The sequence below is a fragment of the Microbacterium barkeri genome (assembly GCF_027921765.1).
Taxonomy (GTDB): Bacteria; Actinomycetota; Actinomycetes; order Actinomycetales; family Microbacteriaceae; genus Microbacterium; species Microbacterium barkeri.
This window is the reverse complement of the sequence record NZ_BSEJ01000022.1, coordinates 19,225-38,056: the sequence shown is the minus strand read 5'-3', so window position 1 is coordinate 38,056 and position 18,832 is coordinate 19,225. Positions and strand designations below refer to the sequence as shown.

Sequence of the window (18,832 nt, the reverse complement as noted above, 5' to 3'; positions counted from 1 at the left end):
CCGTCGCCGTGCCGCCGCGTCCGCCGGCTCCGCCCGTCGCTCCGGCCGCCGCCCCTGTTGCCGCGCCTGCCGCGCCGGCCGCCGCCCCGGCCATCCCCCCGCGTCCGCCGATGCCCCCCGCGCCTCCTGCGGCTCCGCCCGCACCCCCGCGCGTGGGGGGCGGTTCCGCTCCAGTGGCTCCTCCCGCGCCCGCGACGCCGCCCCCGCCACCACGCTCGGAGCCGAGTGCCACTCTCGGCGTGATCGCGTACGTTCCCGGCATCACGCAGGACCCGCCGGCGCCCGCCCCCGCCCCGGCCCCGGCGCCCGCCCCGGCGCCCACCCCGGCGCCCGCCCCCGCCCCGGCCCCGGCGGACGAGGTCTCCGACGACACGATCGTGCCGGGAGGCGACGCGCACGACGGGTACGACCCCCTTCTCGATGACACGATCGTCGTGCGCCGCGAGCCGCCGCGGCCGACCGCGACGCTCGTGTGGGACGACGGCGCCGTGCACACGGTCGACGGCTTCACGCTCTTCGGCCGGAACCCCGCGGGGGAGGGCGAGACCGTCGCCGTGCGCGACGAGAGCCTCTCGCTGTCGAAGACGCACTTCGCGCTCGACGTCGACGGCGACGGCGCGTGGATCACCGACCGCCACTCGACCAACGGCGTCGTCATCGTCCGCGGCGGCGACCGCATCGACGTCGTGCCCGGCGAGCGCACGCCGCTCGTCGAGGGCGACGTGCTCGAGATGGGCGACCGGACGGCGACCTACGGGGCGCCCGCATGACCGCGCCGATCACGGTCGCGGTCGGCGCCGCGACGGACACCGGCCGGCGCCGGGCGATCAACGAGGACGCGCTGCTCGCGTCCGCCCCGGTGTTCCTCGTCGCAGACGGGATGGGCGGGCACGACGCGGGCGAGGTGGCGTCGCGGATGGCGGTGGCCGCGTTCGCGGACCTCGTCGGACGCGATCACCTCACGGTCGACGAGGTGCGCGAGGCCGTCGAGGCCGCCCGTCGGCGCATCGACGCGTTCTCGTCATCCCGCGAGACGGGCGCGGGGACGACTCTGTCGGGAGTCGTCATCGTCGACGTGCGCGGAGCGGGCTACTGGCTCGCGCTCAACATCGGCGACTCGCGCACCTACCGGCTCGCGGGCGACCGCCTCGAGCAGATCAGCGTCGACCACTCGCTCGTGCAGGAGCTCGTCGACTCGGGGCGCCTCGCCGAGGCCGACGCCGAGCGCGACCCGCGCCGCAACGTCATCACGCGCGCCCTGGGAGCGGGCAGCAGCGAGCGGGTGGACTTCTGGATGCTCCCGGCGAGCCGCGGCGACCGCCTGCTCATCTGCTCGGATGGCCTGCCGCGCGAGGTCGGGCGCGACCAGATCGCGGCCATCCTGAGCGCCGAGGACGACCCGCAGACCGCAGCCAGCCGACTGGTCGAGGCGGCCGTCGCGCGCGGCGGCCGGGACAACGTCTCCGTGATCGTCGTCGACGCCGTGCACGTCGCATGGCACGACGGAGACACGGGCACCCGCGACATCGACGCCGACACGCGGCCGCGCGAGCCGGTGGGGGGTCGACGGGCATGACGGCCGGCGATCAGCGCGAGGCGGCGGCCGACACGATCGCCCCGACGGGAGACGGTCTCGGCGACCACGACGGCGCGACGATCTCGGCCGCCGACCTCCGGCGCCTGCGCGGGGACCACGACGGCACGACCATCCCGCGCGGCGAGCGCTCGGCCGCTCCCACGCGGGCGGCCCGCGCCCGCATCCGCCTCTCGAGCGGCGAGGCCGTCGCGCTCGATCGTCCGATCGTGATCGGGCGCCGTCCGCGCGCGACCCGATCGACCGGCGCCGAGCTGCCGCACCTCGTCTCGGTCGAGAGCCCGTCGCTCGACATCTCGCGCAGTCATGTCGAGGTCATCCCCGACGCAGACAGCGTCGTCGTCGTCGACCTCCACTCGACGAACGGCACGACGCTCCTGCGCGGCGGGGAGGAGCCCGTGCAGCTCCACCCGGGCGAGCACACGGTGGTCGTGACGGGCGACGTCGTCGATCTCGGCGACGGCGTCTCCTTCGCGTTCGAGGACCTGCCGTGAACCAGCGCCGGCCGCCCGCCCCTCCGCCGCGCATCCCGGGCTTCCAGTGCATCGAGCTGCTCGGGTCGGGCGGCTTCGCCGACGTGTACCGGTACGAGCAGGAGCTCCCGCGTCGCCAGGTCGCGATCAAGGTCCTCCTGCCCGATCGGATGGGCGCGACCGCCGGCCAGTTCACGGCCGAGGCGAACACCATGGCGATGCTCTCGAGCCATCCCGCGATCGTCACGATCCTGCAGGCCGGCGTCTCGGACGACGGCCGGCCCTACCTCGTCATGGAGTACTGCCCCGGCGCGAACCTGCAGGTGCGGTACCGACGCGAGCCGTTCTCGGTCGCGGAGGCGCTGCGCGTGGGCATCCCGATCGCCGCGGCCGTCGAGACCGCGCACCGCGCGGGCGTGCTCCACCGCGACATCAAGCCCGCGAACATCCTCGTGACCGAGTACGGGCGGCCCGCGCTGACCGACTTCGGCATCGCCGCGACCGCGCACGGGCCGACCGAGACGACCGGCATGTCGATCCCCTGGTCGCCGCCCGAGTCGTTCGGCGACGTCGCGCGCAGCGGCCCGCGCTCCGACGTGTACCAGCTCGGCGCGACCGTCTACACGCTGCTTGCGGGCCGCTCGCCGTTCGAGGTCGCGGGCCAGAGCAACGCGAGCGCCGACCTCATCGACCGGATCGAGCGGATGCCGCTGCCGCCGCTCGATCGGCCGGACGTGCCGGAGGCGCTCCAGAGCGTGCTCGAGCGCGCGATGGCCAAGGATCCGGCCGACCGCCACACGAGTGCGCTCGCCTTCGCGCGCGCGCTGCAGAAGGTGCAGATCGAGCTCGCGCACGCGGTCACACCGATCGACATCATCGACGAGGGCGCCAGGGGCGACCGCGACGAGGACGAGGACGGCGGCCTCACGCGCGTCCGCGCCGTCATGAGCATCGCCCCCGACGCCGCCGACGTGGCGACGTCGCCGCGCCCGGCGTCGGCAGAGACCATCCGCCGGGGCGCGCAGGACGAGGCGACCGTCGTGCGCGGGGCCCGCAACATCCATCCCGACGACGCCACGGTCATCCGCCCTCCCGTGCCCGCGTCGGCTCCCGAGTCGACCATCCCGCGCCGCGAGATCGCGGCCGAGGCGCCGCGGCGGGGTCGGTGGGGATGGTGGGTGTCGGTCGGCGTGATCGCGCTCGCCGCGGTCGCCGTCATCGGCTTCGGGCTGCCCGCGCTGCTCGCCGAGCCCGAGCCGGAGGACACGCCGGCGCAGACGGTCGCGCCGCAGGACCCGATCGTCGCCGTCCCGTCCGTCGCCGACCTCCAGGGCGCCGTGCGGGGCGACGAGGTCGTGTTCACCTGGACGAACCCCGAGCCGGAGGAGGGCGACAGCTACCTCTGGACCATCGCGAGCGTCGCCGGCGAGCCGGACTACGAGCGGACCGTCGAGCCGACGGTGACCGTGCCGGCCGCGGAGGGCGAGACGTGCGTCGAGGTGGTGCTCCGGCGCGCGAGCGGGACGAGCTCCGAGCCCGCCGTCGCGTGCGTCGGCGGCTGACCGGCGCGCCGGGGGTGGGCATCCGCGCTGCGGGCACGGCACAATGGACGTGGAGGAGCACCATGAGCCACGCAGACACCGCCGAGACCGAGATCCATCAGGCTTCGGAGTGCCCGAAGTGCTTCGTCGAGCTCCAGCGGGACGGCGGATGGTGGCAGGCGCGTCCTGCGGGATCGCGTCTCGTGGGCCTCGTCGTGCAGCGCGACGACATGCCGTCGGTGATCCAGCAGCGCGAGGACCTCACGCGCTTCGGCGTGCCGATCGAGGGCTTCCGGCACCCCGCGCCCGACATCCTCGAGTCATGGGAGGAGCGCCTGCAGCGCCTCTTCTCGCGCCTGAAGTCGGGCGATGTCGTCGTCGTCGCGAGCGTGCACGCGCTGGGCCGCGACGCGGCGGAGGAGGTGCGCACGATCGCCGAGCTCTCGCGCCGCGGCGTCGTCGTGAAGGTGCTCGGCCACGGCCAGAAGCACCTCCACGACGCCTGATCGCGCGAGGGCCTCAGATGAGGGCGAGCTCCTTGAGCTTCGCCTCGACGTCGGCGTTCGACGGCTCGACGTGGTGGGTCGCGTCGGGGTAGACCACGACCGGGATGTTCGTGCGTCCCGAGATCTCCTTGGCGACCTCGGCGGCCGCGGGCTCGGCCTCGAGGTCGACGTACGTGTACGCGACGCCGAGCTCGTCGAGCTGCGCCTTGGTGCGGCGGCAGTCGCGGCACCACTCGGCGCCGAACATGGTGATCTCGTTGGTGGCGGAAGTCGTCATGCCTTCCAGGTTACGCGCGCTGCGGGGCGCGGGATCCGCGCGATCGTAGGCTGAGAGGATGGGTGCGCTCGAGGACGCGGCGGAGGCCGCGGATGACGTGATCGACGAGCTGGCGGGGGCGCCCGAGGACGGCCGGATCTCGCGCTTCACGTGGCAGGGCGCGACCCTCGTCGCCGAGGAGCGCGGAGCGGGCGAGCCCGTCTTCCTCCTCGTGCACGGGATCGGCATGGGCCGCCGCGTCTTCGCCGACGTCGCCGTCCACCTCGCCGAGCGCGGGCGGGCGATCGCGATCGACCAGCCCGGATACGGGGAGGCGCCCGAGCCGCCGCGGACGCCGTCGATCGAGCGCGTCGCCGACCTCGTCGCGGCGTTCATCCGCGATCGCCGTCTCGAGCGCCCGGTCCTCATCGGGCACTCGATGGGCACGCAGGTCGTCGCCGAGATCGCGGCCCGCCACCCGGATCTCGCGGGGCCGGTCGTCCTCGTCGCCCCGACCGTCGACTCCGAGGCGCGCCGCGCCGTCCCCCAGCTGCTGCGGCTCGGGCGCGACCTCCTCGGCGAGAGCCTCAAGGTGCTCGTGCTCGGTGCGAGGGAGTACCTGCGGGCGGGCCCGAACCTGCGGCGCAAGATGAAGGCGATGCTGTCGCATCGCCCCGAGGAAGCGTACGAGCGCATCCGCTCGCGCACGCTCGTCGTGCGGGGCGCGAACGACGTCGTCTGCCCGCCCGTGTGGGTGCGCCGCGTCGCGGAGCTCGTGCCCGATGCGACCTCGATCGAGATCCCCGGCCACGGGCACGAGACGATGATCCGCGACGGCGCCCCCGCGGCCGAGCGCATCCTGGCGTGGCTCGACCGCGGGTGACGCGTCGGATCAGGCCGTCGCGGCGTCGAGGACGATGACCGCCCACGACATCGGCGGCAGGGTGGCGCGCACGGCGCCGTCGGCGATGCCCGCGTCGCGCAGGGGGACGAGCCCCACGCGGTCCTGATCGTCGGCCACGTTCGCGGAGCGCCGGTCGCCGCCCTCGGGCACGGTCAGCACCTCGGCCGAGCGGATGGCCGTGGCCGCGAGCCCGCGCAGGTCGACCGTGACGTCGCCGGCCTCCTCGAGCGAGCGGTTCGCGACGAACAGCGCGATCGTCCCGCTCGCCTCGTCCCACGTCGCGGCCGCGTCGATCGCGTCGACGTCGCCGAACTTGCGCGTGCTCGTCTGCGACGAGTCGACCGCGAGCCGCAGGATCCGCCCCTGCGCGAGACGCGCCATCCGCGCGAACGGCCAGAAGATCGACTGGCGCCACGCGGGCCCGCCCTCCTCCGAGCGGATCGGCGCGATGACGTTGACGAGCTGGGCCTGGTTGGCGATGCGCACGCGGTCGCCGTGTCGCAGCAGGCTGTGCAGCAGGGTGCCGACGACGACCGCGTCGGCGACGTCGTACGTGTCCTCGATGAGGCGCGGGTGCTCGCGCCATCCCGCCGCCTCGATCTCGCGCGCCTCGTGGTCGTTGTACCGGTCCTGGTCCCAGACGTTCCACTCGTCGAACGAGATGTCGACCTGCTTGCGGTGCTTGCCCGCGGCCTTCACGGCGTCGATCGTCGCGATCACGCCGTCGATGAACGCGTCCATGTCGACGCCCTCGGCCAGGAACGACGCGGCGTCGCCGTCGCGCTCCTGGTAGTACGCGTGCATCGAGATGTAGTCGACCTCCTCGTACGCGTGCGTGAGCACGGTGTGCTCCCACGTGCCGAAGGTCGGCATCTGCCGGTTCGACGATCCCACCGCGACGAGCTCGATCGTCGGGTCGACCAGGCGCATCGCCTTCGCCGTCTCCTGCGCGAGGCGGCCGTACTCGTGCGCGGTCTTGTGGCCGATCTGCCACGGCCCGTCGAGCTCGTTGCCGAGGCACCACAGGCGGATGTCGAACGGGTCGGCCGCGCCGTTGCGGCGGCGCAGGTCCGACCAGTAGGTGCCGCCGGGGTGGTTCGCGTACTCGACGAGCGCGCGCGCCTCCTCGACGCCGCGGGTGCCGAGGTTCACGGCCTCCATGACCTCGACGCCCGCCTCGCCCGCCCACTCGACGAACTCGTGCAGGCCGAAGGCGTTGGTCTCGATCGTGTGCCATGCGCCGTCCAGCCGGCGCGGGCGCTGGTCGACCGGCCCGACGCCGTCCTCCCACAGGTAGCCCGAGACGAAGTTGCCTCCGGGGTAGCGGACGACGGTCGGCCCCAGCTCCTTCACGAGCTGCAGCACGTCGCGCCGGAAGCCCCGCTCGTCGGCCTGCGGGTGGCCGGGCTCGAAGATGCCGGTGTAGACGCAGCGTCCCATGTGCTCGACGAACGATCCGAAGAGCCGGCGCGGCACGTCGGCGATCGTGAAGTCGCGGTCGATGGTGATGCGGGCGCGGGTCATTTCTCTCCTGGTTCCGGGTGTCACTGGCCGCCGAAGCCGGTGGTCGCGACGCCCTTGACGATCTGCTTCTGGAAGATGAGGAACACGATGATGAGCGGCAGCGCGGCGAGCACGGCCTGCGCCATCACCTGCGCGTACTGCACGCCGTAGGCGCTGATGACGGTCTGCAGGCCGACCGGCAGCGTCATGAGCGTCGTGTCGTTGATGACGAGGAACGGCCAGAGGAAGTTGTTCCACGCGCCGATGAACACGAAGATCGCGACCGACGCGAGGATGGGCCGCGACAGCGGGAGCACGATCGACCAGAACACGCGGAAGCGGCTCGCGCCGTCCACGCGGGCGGCGTCCTCGAGCTCGATCGGCACGGCGTCGAAGAACTGCTTGAGGATGAACACCATCGCCGGGGCGACGACCTGCGGCAGGATGAGGCCCCAGTGCGTGTCGATCATGTTGAACGCGAGCATCTCGTAGAACAGCGGGATGATGAGCGCCTGCGGCGGCACGACGATCGCGGCGATGACGGCCACGTAGAGCCAGCGCCGCCCGGTGAAGTCGAGCCGCGAGAACGCGTAGGCGGCCATCGCGGAGATCGCGAGCGTGATGGCCGTCACGGCGGCCGACGTCCAGAGGCTGTTGAAAGCCCAGATCCACACGTTGCCCTGCGAGAGGATGGCCGTGAACGCGTCGGTCGTGGGGCCGCTCGGCCCGATCCACGAGGGGTCGCCCGATGCGGCGTCGGTCTCGGTCTTGAACGCGGTCGCGACCGCCCACAGGAACGGCAGCAGCCATCCGATCGCGAGGAGCAGGAGCACCGCGAACGCGACGATCCGCAGGGGGCCGAACCGCCGGGCCCCGGGCTTGCGCTCGGCGCGGCGCGCGGTGGAGGGGGTGACGAGGGTCTGCGTGACGGTGGTCATCGCTGCTCCTTCCTGCGCGCGGCGGCGGCACCACGGGACATGATCGCCGCCTGGGCGACGCCGATGATGACGATGAGCGCGAAGAACACGTAGGAGATGGCTGCCGAGTAGCCGAAGCGGTAGCCGACGAAGCCGGCCTCGTACATGTACTGCACGATGGAGCGCGTGGTGTCGCTCGCGACGCCGCCGAGCATCTGATACGCCTGGTCGAACAGCTTGAGCGACGCGAGGATCTGCAGCATCACGATGAGGACGGTCGCGGGCCCGAGCTGCGGGATCGTGATCGACCAGAGCTGGCGCCACGGCCCCGCGCCGTCGAGCGACGCGGCCTCGTACTGCTGGGCGGGGATGTTCTGGAGGGCCGCGAGGTAGAGCAGGAAGTTGAACCCGACCGTCCACCACACGGTCGCGATGACGATCGCGATCATGTTCGTGTCGGGGTTCTGCAGCCACGCGATGGGGGCGAGCCCGAGCGCCTCGAGGATGTTGTTGGCCGCGCCGATCTGCGGGTTGAAGATCCACACCCAGATCTGCGAGATGACGGTCGAGGCGAGGAGGAACGGCATGAAGAACGACAGCCGCCACAGCCACTGGCCGGGGATGCCGCGGTCGACGAGCACCGCCATGACGAGCGCGATGACGACGAGGGGAACGGTCGAGAGCACCGTGAACCAGAGGGTGTTCCCGAGCGAGCGCCACATGACGGGGTCGGCGAGGGCCTCGGCGTAGTTCGCGAAGCCGACGAGGTCGCCGCCCGCGCCGGTCAGGGACTGGTTCGTGAAGCTCAGGTAGATGCCGTGGAGGATCGGCCACACGAGGAAGAGCGCGAACGCGATGAGGAACGGCGCGAGGAAGACCCAGCTCACGAGCTGCTCACTGCGCTGGGCTCCGACGTGACGGCGTCCGCCGCGCTGGGCGCCGCCGGTGACGATCGTGCGGGTGGTGGGAGCTGCGGTCGTCATGACTGCCACGTCCCCTCGGGGTCGGCCGGGTTCGGCTTGGAGAGCATGCTGTCGACGCGCGCCTGGAAGGCCGCGATGGCGGCGGCGGGGTCGCCGCCGCTGAGGAGCACGTCCTGCACGGACGCGCCGAAGTCGCCCTGGAAGTTCGACCCCGAGCCGGTGAACCACGCGGGCGGGTCGTATGCGACGTTCTCGGCCGCATTCGCGTAGTGCGCCTGGGGGACGAGATCGGCGTAGTCGGGCGACTCCGTGATCGGCAGGTAGGCGGGGATGTGGCCCGCCCCCGCCCAGTCGAACGAGCCCTTGAGGATGTCGGCGACGAACCGGTAGGTGAGGTCGCGCTTGACGGGGTCGGGGCTCGTCTGGTGCGGCAGCACGAACGAGTGCGAGTCGGCGTACACGGAGTCGGTGCCGTAGAGCGTGGGGATGGTCGTCGCGTCGAACGGGATGCCCGCGTTCTGCATGGTCCGCAGCTCCCACACGCCCGTGAGGAACATGCCGCTGCGGCCGGTCGCGAACTCGGCGACGGCCGACTGGTAGTCGTTCTGCGGGGCGGCGATCTCGCCGTCCAGCAGGCTCTGCATGAGCGTGAGCGACTCGACGGCCGCATCCTGGTCGAGCACGCTCTTCCCGCCCTCGGGCAGCTCCATCGCGAGCCCGTGCTGCGTGTAGAGGGTGTAGAAGAGGCGCCACATCTGGGCGCCGTCGCCGAGGTACCCGTACGAGAGGCCGTGGCTCTCCGACGATCCGGCCACGGCCCGCGTGAGCTCGAGGAACTCCTCGGGCGACGACGTCGGCAGGAGTCGCCCGTCGCTGTCGAGCACGCCGGCGGCGTCGCAGATGTCGGTGTTGAACATGAGGATGAACGGGTGCGCGTCGAGCGCGACGCTGTAGAGCTCGCCGCCCGCGAAGCCCTTCTCCCAGATCGGCGCGGGGAAGGTGCTCTCGTCGACGCCGAGCTCGGCGAGCCGGTCGACGTCCCACGGGTCGAGCAGGCCGCCCGGCGCGTAGCCCGCCACGCGCGTGGCGTGCATGACCGCGACCTCGGGCGCGCGCCCGCCCGTCGCCGCCATGGCGAGCTTGGTGTAGTACGGCGAGCCCCACGCGAGGACGGTGGGGCGGATGCGGTACTCCTCCTGCGCGGCGTTGACGCCGTCGAGGAGGCCCGACATCGTGACGCCGTCGCCGCCGGAGAGCAGGTGCCAGAACTGCAGCTGCTGCGCGCCGCGGGCGGCGCTCGCCGGGGTGCAGCCGGCGATGAGCGCCGTCCCCGCGAGAGCCGCGGCGCCCGCGAAGAGCTGGCGCCGCGTGATGTGGACCGGTGGTGATGCCATCGCCACTCCTTCGTGACCGTCTGACAGAGACGACGCCATCATTACATCGATGTAATGGATGCGCAAGAGGCGTGCGGAGGCGAGCCGCTCACGACCGATCGGTGCTCGCGCGGACGATGAGCTCGTGAGCGACCTGCACGGCGCGCGGCGCGTGCGACCGGTCGGACATCCGGCTCTCGAGCAGCGTGACGGCCTCCCGCGCGAAGGCGCCTCGGTCGAAGCGGATGGTCGTCAGGGCGGGGGTCGCGAAGCGCGCGGGCTCGACGTCGTCGAACCCCGCGACGAGCACGTCGTCGGGGACGCGGAGCCCGTGCGCGTGCAGGGCGTGCAGCGCGCCGATCGCGATCGAGTCGGTGAACGCGACGACGGCGTCGAACGGGGTCCCGCGCGCGACGAGCTCGTCGATGCCGGCCGCGCCGGCCGCCATCGTCCAGGGGAAGCGGTTGACCTCGAGCGCGGGATCGAGGGGGATCCCCGCGTCGGCGAGCGCCTCGCGGTAGCCGGCGAGCCGCAGCCGGCTCGTGGCGGTCGCGATCTCCGACGCGTCGTCGCCCCCGACGGCCGCGATCCGGCGCGCGCCGCGCTCGAGGAGGTGGCGGGTGATCTCGCGCGAGGCCGCGAGGCTGTCGACGAACACGCGGTCGGTGACGTGCTGCTCGACTTCGCCGATGAGCACGACGGGAGGCAGGTGATCGGCGTGCTCGACCGCGCTGTCCTCGAGGCGGATCGGGTTGAGGATGAGCCCGTCGATGAGGTGCGCGCGGGCGCGCGAGATGAGCTCGTACTCGCGGCCGGGCTCGGCGGCCGTCTCCTCGATCTGGACCGCGAAGCCGCGCTCGTGGGCGACGTCGAGGATGCTGTCGAGCAGCTCGGCCGAGAACGCGGTCGCGAGATCCGGCAGCGCGACCGCGATCGTGCCCGAGCGGCCGTTGCGGAGGCCGCGCGCACTGAGGTTGGGCACGAAGTCGAGCTCGGCCATCGCCCTCTCGACCCGCTCGGTCGTCTCGGGGCGGACGAAGACCGTGCCCGTCACGACGTTGGAGACGGTCTTCGGCGACACTCCGGCGAGCGCCGCCACGTCCTTCATGGTGGCCCGCATCGCCCTCCTCGCCATCCGCTCAGAATAGACGCCCCCCTGTGCGTGTCTCACTCGGCGCGGGAAAGCCGGGGGCATTCCCGCGCCGAATGAGACACGCAGGGGAGAGAGGGCGGGATCAGCCGGTGTTCTGCAGACCGGCCGCGACGCCCGAGACCGACAGGAGCAGGAGGCGCTGCTGCTCGGGGTCGGCGTTCCCGCCCGCCGGCGTCTCGCGCAGCGCGCGGAGGGCGCGCAGCTGCAGGAGCGAGAGCGCGTCGACGTACGGGCTGCGGAGCTTGACCGCGCGCTGGAGCACGGGCTTGTTCGCGAGGAGCCCGTCGCCGCCCACGATCCGCACGACCCACGAGCGCGTGAGCGCCATCTCGTCCATGACGAGCGCGGCGAGGTCGTCGCGGTCGCCGAGGGCGAGGTACTGGCGGGCGATCCGGTCGTCTGCCTTCGCGAGGCTCATCGCGACGTTGTCGATCATCGTGCGGAAGAGCGGCCACTCGGCGTAGGCGGCCCGCAGCCGCTCCTCGTCGCCGACCGACTCGAGCGCGGTGCCGAGCCCGAACCATCCGGCGAGGTTGATGCGCGCCTGCGTCCACGCGAACACCCACGGGATGGCGCGGAGGTCCTCGAGCGACTCGACCGAGAGCCCGCGGCGGGCCGGGCGCGAGCCGAGCGCGAGCAGCCCGATCTCCTCCATGGGTGTCACGGTGGCGAACCACGGCGCGAAGCCCGGGGCCTTCACGAGGTCGAAGAACCGCGCGCGCGACGTCGTCTCCATGACCTGCGCGATGTCGGCGTACCGCTCGGCGGCCGTGCGGTTGCGGTCCTCGTTCGAGGGCGCGCCCGCCGTGAGGATGGCCGCGGCGACCTGGTCGATGTGGCGCATCGCGATGTCGGGGTCGCCGTAGCGGGCGAAGATGACCTCGCCCTGCTCGGTGAGCTTGAAGCGGCCGTCGACCGAGTGCGGCGGCTGCGCGAGGATCGCGCTGTTCGCGGGGCCGCCGCCGCGGCCGAGCGCGCCGCCGCGGCCGTGGAAGAGCGTGAGCTCGATGCGGTTCTCCTGCGCCCACGCGGCGATCGCCGCCTGCGCCTCGTACAGGGCGAGGTTCGCCGCGACGGGGCCGACGTCCTTCGACGAGTCGGAGTAGCCGAGCATGACCTCGAGGCGACGGCCGGTCGCGTCGAGGCGCGACGCGAACTCGGGGTGCTCGACGATCTCGGCGAGGATGCGCGGCGCGGCCTGCAGGTCGGCGAACGTCTCGAAGAGGGGGATGACGTCGAGCACGGGCGCGGGCCCCGCGTCGCCGACTGCGTAGCGCGCGAGGCGGTGCACGTTGGCGAGGTCGTCGGCGGACTGCGTGAACGACACGATGTAGCGGCCGGCCGCGCGCGGCCCGAAGCGCTCCTGGATGAACGCGATCGCGCGGAAGACCTCGAGGACCTCCTCGGCCAGCTCGCTGCGCGGGCCGCCCGCGTCGAGCTCGGCGAGGACCTTCGCGTGCACGGCCGAGTGCTGGCGCACCTCGAGCTCGGCGAGGTGGAAGCCGTAGGTCTCCACCTGCCAGATGAGGTGCTGCAGGCTGCCGTACGCCTGACGCGCGGCGCCCGCGTCGGCCAGCGACGTCTGCACGATCCGCAGGTCGGCGAGCAGGTGCTCGGGGTCGCGGTATGCCAGGTCGGCGTCGCGCGTGCGGGTCGCCGTGATCCGGCGCGCGATAAGGAGGAGGATGCGCCGGTGCGGCTCGTTGGGGGAGCGCTTGGCGATTTCGGCGGCGGCGTCCTCGTCGGCGCTGCGCAGGCGCTCCCAGAGCGCGAGCAGCTCGTCGCTCGGCGGCGTGGAGGTCGCGTCGAGCGTGAGCCCGCGGCCCACGCGCTGCGCGGCGCGCTCGAGGCCGAGGAGCACGTGCTCGCTCGCGATCGCGGCGGCCTTGCGGCTCACCTTGGCCGTGACGAACGGGTTGCCGTCGCGGTCGCCGCCGACCCAGCTGCCCACGCGGACGAACGGGCGCACGACGGGTGGCCGGTCGCCGTCGACGCCGCCGTGGATGGCGTCGTCGACGCGGCGGTACATCTCGGGGACGGCCGTGAAGAGCGTGTCGTCGAAGACTGCCATGACCGCGCGCACCTCGTCGGTCGGCGACGGCTTCTCGGGGCGGATGGGCGCGGTGCGCCACAGGGTGTCGATCTCCTCGAGCATGAGGCGCTGCGTGCGCTGCGCGGCCGAGCCGCCCTCGGGTGCGGCGCCGAGCTCGTCGACGAGGGCCGACAGGCGGCGGATGCTCGTCGAGACCGCGCGGCGGCGGGCCTCGGTCGGGTGGGCCGTGAAGACGGGGTGGAAGCGCAGCGCCTGCAGGCGCTCGCGCGCCGCGTCCTCGCCGATCTCGCCGGCGAGCTCGGCGAACGCGCCGGCGATCGTGCCGCGCGGGTCGCGCTCGGGCTGGCCGTCGCGCTCGCGGAGCACGCGCACGCGGTGGTGCTCCTCGGCGAGGTTCACGAGGTGGAAGTAGCACGTGAACGCCCGTGCGACCTCGTCTGCCCGCTGGATCGAGAACGAGTCGGCGATCCGGACGGCGCGGTCGAAGGCCTCGGGGCTGGGGTCCGTGTACGCGTGGATGGTCGCGACGCGCAGGCGCTCGACGTCGTCGAACAGGCCGGCCGAGCCGCTCTCGCGAAGCACCTGGCCGAGGAGGGAGCCCAGCAGGCGCACGTCGGCGCGCATCTGCTCGGGGATCTCCTGCTCCGCTTCCAGTCGCCCGACGGCGTCGAGAACTTCCGTGGGGGTGGGATCGTGCATGCAGACAACGCTAGCGGGCGCGCGAGACCGCTCCGTTCACGCGAGGGCGGATGTGACGGCGTGCGACAGCGCGTCGCGCATCTTGCGCGGGAAGAGCGGGAGAATGCGCGCGACGAGCAGCGGCAGCCGGGACTCACGCTCGAGTTCGACACGGGCGATGTCGTTCTGCAGCGCGCAGATCCGGTCGTGCAGCGAATCCGCCCGGCTTCGGAGACCGGGTTCGAGAAGGGCGGCGACGGCCGCTCGAACCGTCCACGGCGAACGGGCACTCGACCGCGCGAGCCAGACGGAAACGGCGCCGATCAGAGCGAAGGCGATGCTGTAGACGGCCCAAACTCGATCCCCCGTCGAGAGCCAGAACCAGCCTTCGAACACAGCGAGCGGAAACCAGCCTCCACCGGCGATGATCTTTCCCGCAACCCGTGAAACGCGGTCGACCCGGGAGGGGCCGAGCGCCGACGACGACCAGGCGATGCCGTAGGTGCTGACGAGCGAGAGCACGACGATGGTCCCGATGACAGTCGTCGTCCAGGATGCCGAGGCATCGCCCAGCGACAGCCAGATCGAGAACGCCGCGGGAACGCCGAGGAGGAGCAGTGAGCACCAGGAGACGAGGATGACGAGCGCGCGCCGTCGAGTCGGCAGCTCTCGGCCGTCAAGCTCCTCCAGCACCTGGCGCCGAGCACGGTATTGCGTGCGAAGGTTCTCCACCTGCTCGCGCGCATCCGGGACGAAGGGGAAGCCGATGCCCGCCGCGAAGAGCACGCTCCCTGCTGCGAGCACCAGCATCACGACACCGCTTCCCACGGTCGACAGACGCGTGTATGCGCCGAGTTGCCCCGCTGTCGCCAGCGCGACAGCGGCGATGGCGAGAGCGGTGACGAGGTTGTCGCAGCGGCGGCGCTCGTCCAGGGCATGCTGGTCGATGAGTCCCCGTCGGAGTTGGCTTTCAAAGCGAAGCCGAAGGGTGATGATCGCGGGGCCTGTGAGGGCGAGCGCGACGAACGACGGAGTGATGAAGCCCCTCGCCACGGTCGACAGGATCGACCACGCCTGCTCCCACGAACTGGTCGCCGCGACGACGACCAGAGTGGGCCACGCGAACACGAATGTGCTCAGGACACCGAGGGAGACGATGTAGACGGCCGTCCTGCCGCGTGATGTCTGCTCGCCGGGGACGTAGGCATCCCGTCCCTGCTCGGGGGATTCGCTGCGTGTGATCATGTGCCGCAAGGTAGACCCCACCCCCGACATATCGCGCGCGCCCTGCTCGCGCGCCTGTCCTGAGGCGGCGCGGAGCCATCCGCCCCGGCGGGCGCTACGCGGCGACGGCCGCGTGGCGCCCGCACGGGTGCACGTCGCCGCAGCCCGCGCACAGGACGACGCGGACCTGGCAGGTCTCGTCGACGCAGTCGACCATCCGGTCGGTGGGGCTCTCGCATGCGGCGCAGCGCGAGATCACCGCCGCGCCGTCGCCGAACGTCATCGACTCACGGCCGTCGAAGACGTAGAGCGATCCCTCCCACAGGCCCGCGTTGCCGAAGGTCTCTCCGTAGCGGACGATGCCGCCGTCGAGCTGGTACACCTCGCCGAAGCCGCGCGCCGTCATGAGGCTCGAGAGCACCTCGCACCGGATGCCGCCCGTGCAGTAGGTCACGACGGGCCGCCCCTTGAGGTCGTCGTAGCGCCCCGAGTCGAGCTCCGCGATGAAGTCGCGCGTCGTGGCGACATCCGGCACGATGGCATTCCGGAAACGGCCGATCGCCGCCTCGAACGCGTTGCGGCCGTCGAAGAACACCACCTCGTCGCCGCGCTCCTCGACGAGCTTGTGCAGGGCACCCGGTGTGAGGTGCGTGCCGCCGCCCACGACGCCGTTCTCGTCGACCCGCAGCTCGCCGGGCGCGCCGAACGACACGATCTCGTCGCGCACCTTGACCGACATCCGCGGGAAGTCGAGGCTGCGGCCCTCCGCGTCGAGGCCCGACCCCGACGACCACTTGAAGTCGATGCCCTTGAAGGGCGCGTAGTCCTTCGTCTTGCGGACGTAGCGCTTGAGCGCCTGCATGTCGCCGCCGACCGTGCCATTGATGCCGTGCTCCGACAGGAGGATCCGGCCCCGCAGCCCCAGCAGCTCGCACAGGTCGCGCTGCCAGAGGCGGATGGCCTCGGGGTCGGCGATCGGCGTGAAGAGGTAGTAGAGGAGGATCTTGGCGGGCACGGATCCAGGGTAGGCGAGCAGGCCGTGAGGACGCCGGTCGGGAGCGGTACCGTGGGCGTCATGACGTTCAACGAGAACGCGGATGTGAGCGGGCACGGCGCACGGCGTCGAGGACGGACCGCGGCGATCGCGGGCGGCGGGATCGGCGGCCTCGGCCTGCTCGGCGTGCTCGTCGTCGGACTGCTCACGGGCGGCGACTTCGGGTCGGTGCTCGGGCTGCTGTCGCCCGACGCCGGCGCACCCGGCGGCTCCGGCCAGGAGACGGCCATCTCGGACTGCGAGACGGGCGAGGACGCGAACGAGAACGACGACTGCCGGCTCGCGGCCGGATCGCTCGCGCTCGACCAGTTCTGGGCCGGTGCCCTCGAGGGGTACCGCGAGCCCGAGCTCATCATCGTGGACGGGCAGACCGAGACCTCGTGCGGCACCGCGTCGAACGCGACGGGGCCGTTCTACTGCCCGCCCGACGAGACGGTCTACATCGACCCGACGTTCTTCTCCCTGCTGCGCGAGCGCTACGACGCGCAGGCGGGCGACCTCGCGCAGCTGTACGTGCTCGCGCACGAGTACGGGCACCACGTGCAGAACCTCACGGGCGTGCTGCAGGAGCATCAGGGCGGCGGAACCGGGCCCGAGAGCGACGGCGTGCGCACCGAGCTGCAGGCCGACTGCTTCGCGGGCGCCTGGGTGGGCGCGATGACCGAGCAGGTCGACGAGAACGGCGTCCCGTACCTCGAGGCGCCCACCCGCGGGCAGCTCGCCGACGCGATGGACGCCGCCTCCGCGGTGGGCGACGACCACATCCAGCAGGAGTCCGGCGGCGTCGTCAACCCCGACAGCTGGAGCCACGGCTCGAGCGAGCAGCGCATGCGGTGGTTCCAGACCGGGTACGAGCGCGGAGAGCGCGCGTGCGACACCTTCGCCGTGCCGGGGAGCGAGCTCTGACCCGCGCGTAGTCTGTCGCGTGTGAACCCTCGAGCTGTTCTTCGACGTCGTTCGACGCCGACGACTGGCTGTACCGCGTGCTCACGATCGTGCAGATGGGCGGCGTGCTCGTGCTCGCGGCCGGGGTGGGCCCCGCCTTCCACGGCGGCTTCACGATCCCCGTGGTCGGCTACGTCATCATGCGCGTCGCGATGGTGGCGCAGTGGCTGCGCGCCTCGCGGGGTGCCGGCCGCACCCGGCGCACCACGCTCATGCACGCGCTCGGCCTCTCGGTCGTGCAGGTGTACTGGCTCGCCGAGCGCGGAGCGCTCGGCGAGAGCCTGCTCGCGTCGGCCAACGCCATCATCGAGGCCCTCGAGGACGCCGGCGTGCTGGCGCCGTGCATCGCGATCGCCGTGCTGACCCTCGTCGTGACGGCCGCGCCCTGGTGGATCTGCTTCTGGCCGCCGCACCACTCCGCGATCGGATCGCTCGTGCTGAGCGCGGTCATCCTCGTGGCGATCGTCGTCGTCCTCGTGCTGAGGTCGCCGCGCTCCGCCGAGACGCCGCTGCCCGGGCAGACGCCCTGAGCGCCGCCTGGGCAGCGCCTCGGTATCGACTGCATCACGTATCACGCCGCGTGTTGCACGCCTCGTCGCAGGTATGGACACAATGTGTCTGACATGGACGATCTCTCCCTGTCGCCCGCGGATGACGCGGACGACGTCGCCGACGCCCACGGCGCGGCGCGCTGGGAGCAGGCGGCCGCGCACTTCGCGCGCTGGCGCAGCGGCGACCCGCAGGCGATCGACGAGCTGGTGCGCATCATGACCCCCGTGCTGTGGCACGTCGTCCGCGCGTACGGCCTGCGTCGGGCGGCGGCGGAGGACGTCATCCAGACGACGTGGCTCACGCTCGTCCGCAAGCACGACACGATCGCGAGCGCCGACGCGGTCTCCGGATGGCTGCGCGTGACCGCGCGCCGCGAGGCGTGGCGCGTCGCGCGCGCGGACCGTCGCGCCGATCCGACCGACGACGACCTGCTCGAGGCGCGGCTCCCGTCGCGCCGCGCGGCCGAGGACGACGTCGCCGAGGCCGACACGGCCGACCGCCTGTGGCTGGCCGTGCGCGCGCTCGACGAGCGGTGCCAGCGGCTGCTGCGGATCGTCGCCTTCGAGGACCGACCCGACTACGCCCAGATCGCCGCCGACCTGCGCATGCCGGTGGGGAGCATCGGACCCACGAGGCAGCGCTGCCTCGCTAAGCTTCGAGCCAGATTGAATCCCGATATACGAGACGAGGGACGATCGTGAACGACCACGTCGGGGGAGCAGAGGACCGCGAGCTCCTCGACGCGCTGCGCGCGTCCTGGGAGCAGGCCGACCCCGTCCCCGCAGGACTTGCCGACCGCATGATCGCGGCCGTGGCCGTCGACGACCTCTCGCGCGAGTTCGCGCTGCTCTCGCTCGTCGACGGCGCGCAGGCCGCCGTGCGGGCGGGTGACGAGCGCCGCACGCTCCAGTTCGCGGACGACGACGCCGAGGTGCTGCTGCACGTGTCGCCGACGGATGGCGGCGCGCGCCGGATCGACGGATGGTCCCGTCCTGCGGTGCTCGCGGCGCGCCTCGCGCAGGACGACGCCGAGTGGGCCGCCGACACGGTCGGCGACGGCCGCTTCTCGTTCGAGGGCGTGGCCGCGGGGCGCGCGCAGGTGCGGATGGTCGTGCGGCAGGAGGAGGGTCTCCGGGAGGTCGCGACCCCCTGGTTCGACATGTGAGGTCGATCTTCCCGTGAC

At 72.5% G+C, this 18,832-nt stretch carries 18 protein-coding genes and 1 pseudogene; 10 read left to right on the top strand and 9 right to left on the bottom strand.

Annotation, left to right across the window (positions count from 1 at the left end; genetic code table 11):
- Positions 1-239: 239 nt before the first annotated feature.
- The 5 genes from PKE79_RS16110 to PKE79_RS16090 all read left to right on the top strand — a co-directional run bounded on the left by PKE79_RS16110 (position 240) and on the right by PKE79_RS16090 (position 4,114).
- Positions 240-770, top strand: a complete 531-nt coding sequence (locus tag PKE79_RS16110; protein ID WP_271174726.1) for an FHA domain-containing protein — start codon at positions 240-242, stop codon at positions 768-770.
- Positions 767-1,576 carry a PP2C family protein-serine/threonine phosphatase gene (locus tag PKE79_RS16105; RefSeq protein WP_271174725.1) on the top strand — a complete coding sequence of 270 codons (810 nt, stop codon included), beginning with the start codon at positions 767-769 and terminating at the stop codon, positions 1,574-1,576. The genes PKE79_RS16110 and PKE79_RS16105 overlap by 4 nt, the downstream gene beginning before the upstream one ends.
- On the top strand, positions 1,573-2,088 hold the full coding sequence (locus tag PKE79_RS16100) for an FHA domain-containing protein (RefSeq protein WP_271174724.1): 516 nt from the start codon (positions 1,573-1,575) through the stop codon (positions 2,086-2,088). The genes PKE79_RS16105 and PKE79_RS16100 overlap by 4 nt, the downstream gene beginning before the upstream one ends.
- Complete coding sequence (locus PKE79_RS16095) at positions 2,085-3,629, top strand: serine/threonine-protein kinase (protein ID WP_271174723.1); 1,545 nt, start codon at positions 2,085-2,087, stop codon at positions 3,627-3,629. Before PKE79_RS16100 ends, PKE79_RS16095 begins: the two co-directional genes overlap by 4 nt.
- Before the next feature lie 62 nt (positions 3,630-3,691).
- Entirely contained in the window at positions 3,692-4,114 is a 423-nt protein-coding gene (locus PKE79_RS16090) for a recombinase family protein (RefSeq protein ID WP_271174722.1), read from the top strand.
- A 13-nt stretch (positions 4,115-4,127) separates the two neighbouring features.
- Here the strand turns inward: PKE79_RS16090 and PKE79_RS16085 are convergent, their stop codons facing one another.
- A complete protein-coding gene (locus PKE79_RS16085; RefSeq protein WP_271174721.1) occupies positions 4,128-4,391 on the bottom strand; it encodes a glutaredoxin family protein in 264 nt (87 codons plus the stop codon).
- Between the two features lie 58 nt (positions 4,392-4,449).
- Between PKE79_RS16085 and PKE79_RS16080 the strand changes: the two genes are divergently transcribed.
- Entirely contained in the window at positions 4,450-5,253 is an 804-nt protein-coding gene (locus PKE79_RS16080) for an alpha/beta fold hydrolase (protein ID WP_271174720.1), read from the top strand.
- A gap of 9 nt (positions 5,254-5,262) precedes the next feature.
- Here the strand turns inward: PKE79_RS16080 and arfA are convergent, their stop codons facing one another.
- From arfA to trhO, 8 genes are all read right to left on the bottom strand, one after another.
- Positions 5,263-6,798, bottom strand: coding sequence for an arabinosylfuranosidase ArfA (gene arfA / locus PKE79_RS16075; protein ID WP_271174719.1), 1,536 nt, complete (start codon positions 6,796-6,798; stop codon positions 5,263-5,265).
- A gap of 20 nt (positions 6,799-6,818) precedes the next feature.
- Positions 6,819-7,715: a carbohydrate ABC transporter permease gene (locus PKE79_RS16070; protein WP_271174718.1), complete on the bottom strand. Its 897-nt coding sequence runs from the start codon at positions 7,713-7,715 to the stop codon at positions 6,819-6,821.
- A complete protein-coding gene (locus tag PKE79_RS16065) occupies positions 7,712-8,677 on the bottom strand; it encodes a carbohydrate ABC transporter permease (protein ID WP_271174717.1) in 966 nt (321 codons plus the stop codon). Before PKE79_RS16065 ends, PKE79_RS16070 begins: the two co-directional genes overlap by 4 nt.
- A complete protein-coding gene (locus PKE79_RS16060; RefSeq protein ID WP_271174716.1) occupies positions 8,674-10,011 on the bottom strand; it encodes an extracellular solute-binding protein in 1,338 nt (445 codons plus the stop codon). Before PKE79_RS16060 ends, PKE79_RS16065 begins: the two co-directional genes overlap by 4 nt.
- Before the next feature lie 88 nt (positions 10,012-10,099).
- Entirely contained in the window at positions 10,100-11,125 is a 1,026-nt protein-coding gene (locus PKE79_RS16055; RefSeq protein ID WP_271174715.1) for a LacI family DNA-binding transcriptional regulator, read from the bottom strand.
- A 100-nt stretch (positions 11,126-11,225) separates the two neighbouring features.
- Entirely contained in the window at positions 11,226-13,895 is a 2,670-nt protein-coding gene (locus PKE79_RS16050) for a phosphoenolpyruvate carboxylase (protein WP_271174714.1), read from the bottom strand.
- A 36-nt stretch (positions 13,896-13,931) separates the two neighbouring features.
- Positions 13,932-15,128 carry a hypothetical protein gene (locus tag PKE79_RS16045; protein ID WP_271174713.1) on the bottom strand — a complete coding sequence of 399 codons (1,197 nt, stop codon included), beginning with the start codon at positions 15,126-15,128 and terminating at the stop codon, positions 13,932-13,934.
- A gap of 85 nt (positions 15,129-15,213) precedes the next feature.
- Positions 15,214-16,113 (bottom strand): oxygen-dependent tRNA uridine(34) hydroxylase TrhO, encoded by a 900-nt coding sequence (gene trhO, locus PKE79_RS16040; RefSeq protein WP_271174712.1) that lies wholly within the window; start codon positions 16,111-16,113, stop codon positions 15,214-15,216.
- Positions 16,114-16,173: 60 nt separating this feature from the next.
- On the opposite strand from trhO, the gene ypfJ reads away from it, so the two are divergent.
- From ypfJ to PKE79_RS16020, 4 genes and pseudogenes are all read left to right on the top strand, one after another.
- Positions 16,174-17,058, top strand: a complete 885-nt coding sequence (gene ypfJ / locus PKE79_RS16035) for a KPN_02809 family neutral zinc metallopeptidase (protein WP_271174711.1) — start codon at positions 16,174-16,176, stop codon at positions 17,056-17,058.
- Positions 17,059-17,114: 56 nt separating this feature from the next.
- Positions 17,115-17,627: pseudogene (locus PKE79_RS16030) on the top strand (low temperature requirement protein A); the annotation flags it as partial.
- Positions 17,628-17,720: 93 nt separating this feature from the next.
- Positions 17,721-18,350 carry an RNA polymerase sigma factor gene (locus tag PKE79_RS16025; RefSeq protein ID WP_271174710.1) on the top strand — a complete coding sequence of 210 codons (630 nt, stop codon included), beginning with the start codon at positions 17,721-17,723 and terminating at the stop codon, positions 18,348-18,350.
- Positions 18,347-18,814 (top strand): hypothetical protein, encoded by a 468-nt coding sequence (locus PKE79_RS16020; RefSeq protein WP_271174709.1) that lies wholly within the window; start codon positions 18,347-18,349, stop codon positions 18,812-18,814. The genes PKE79_RS16025 and PKE79_RS16020 overlap by 4 nt, the downstream gene beginning before the upstream one ends.
- Positions 18,815-18,832: the final 18 nt, after the last annotated feature.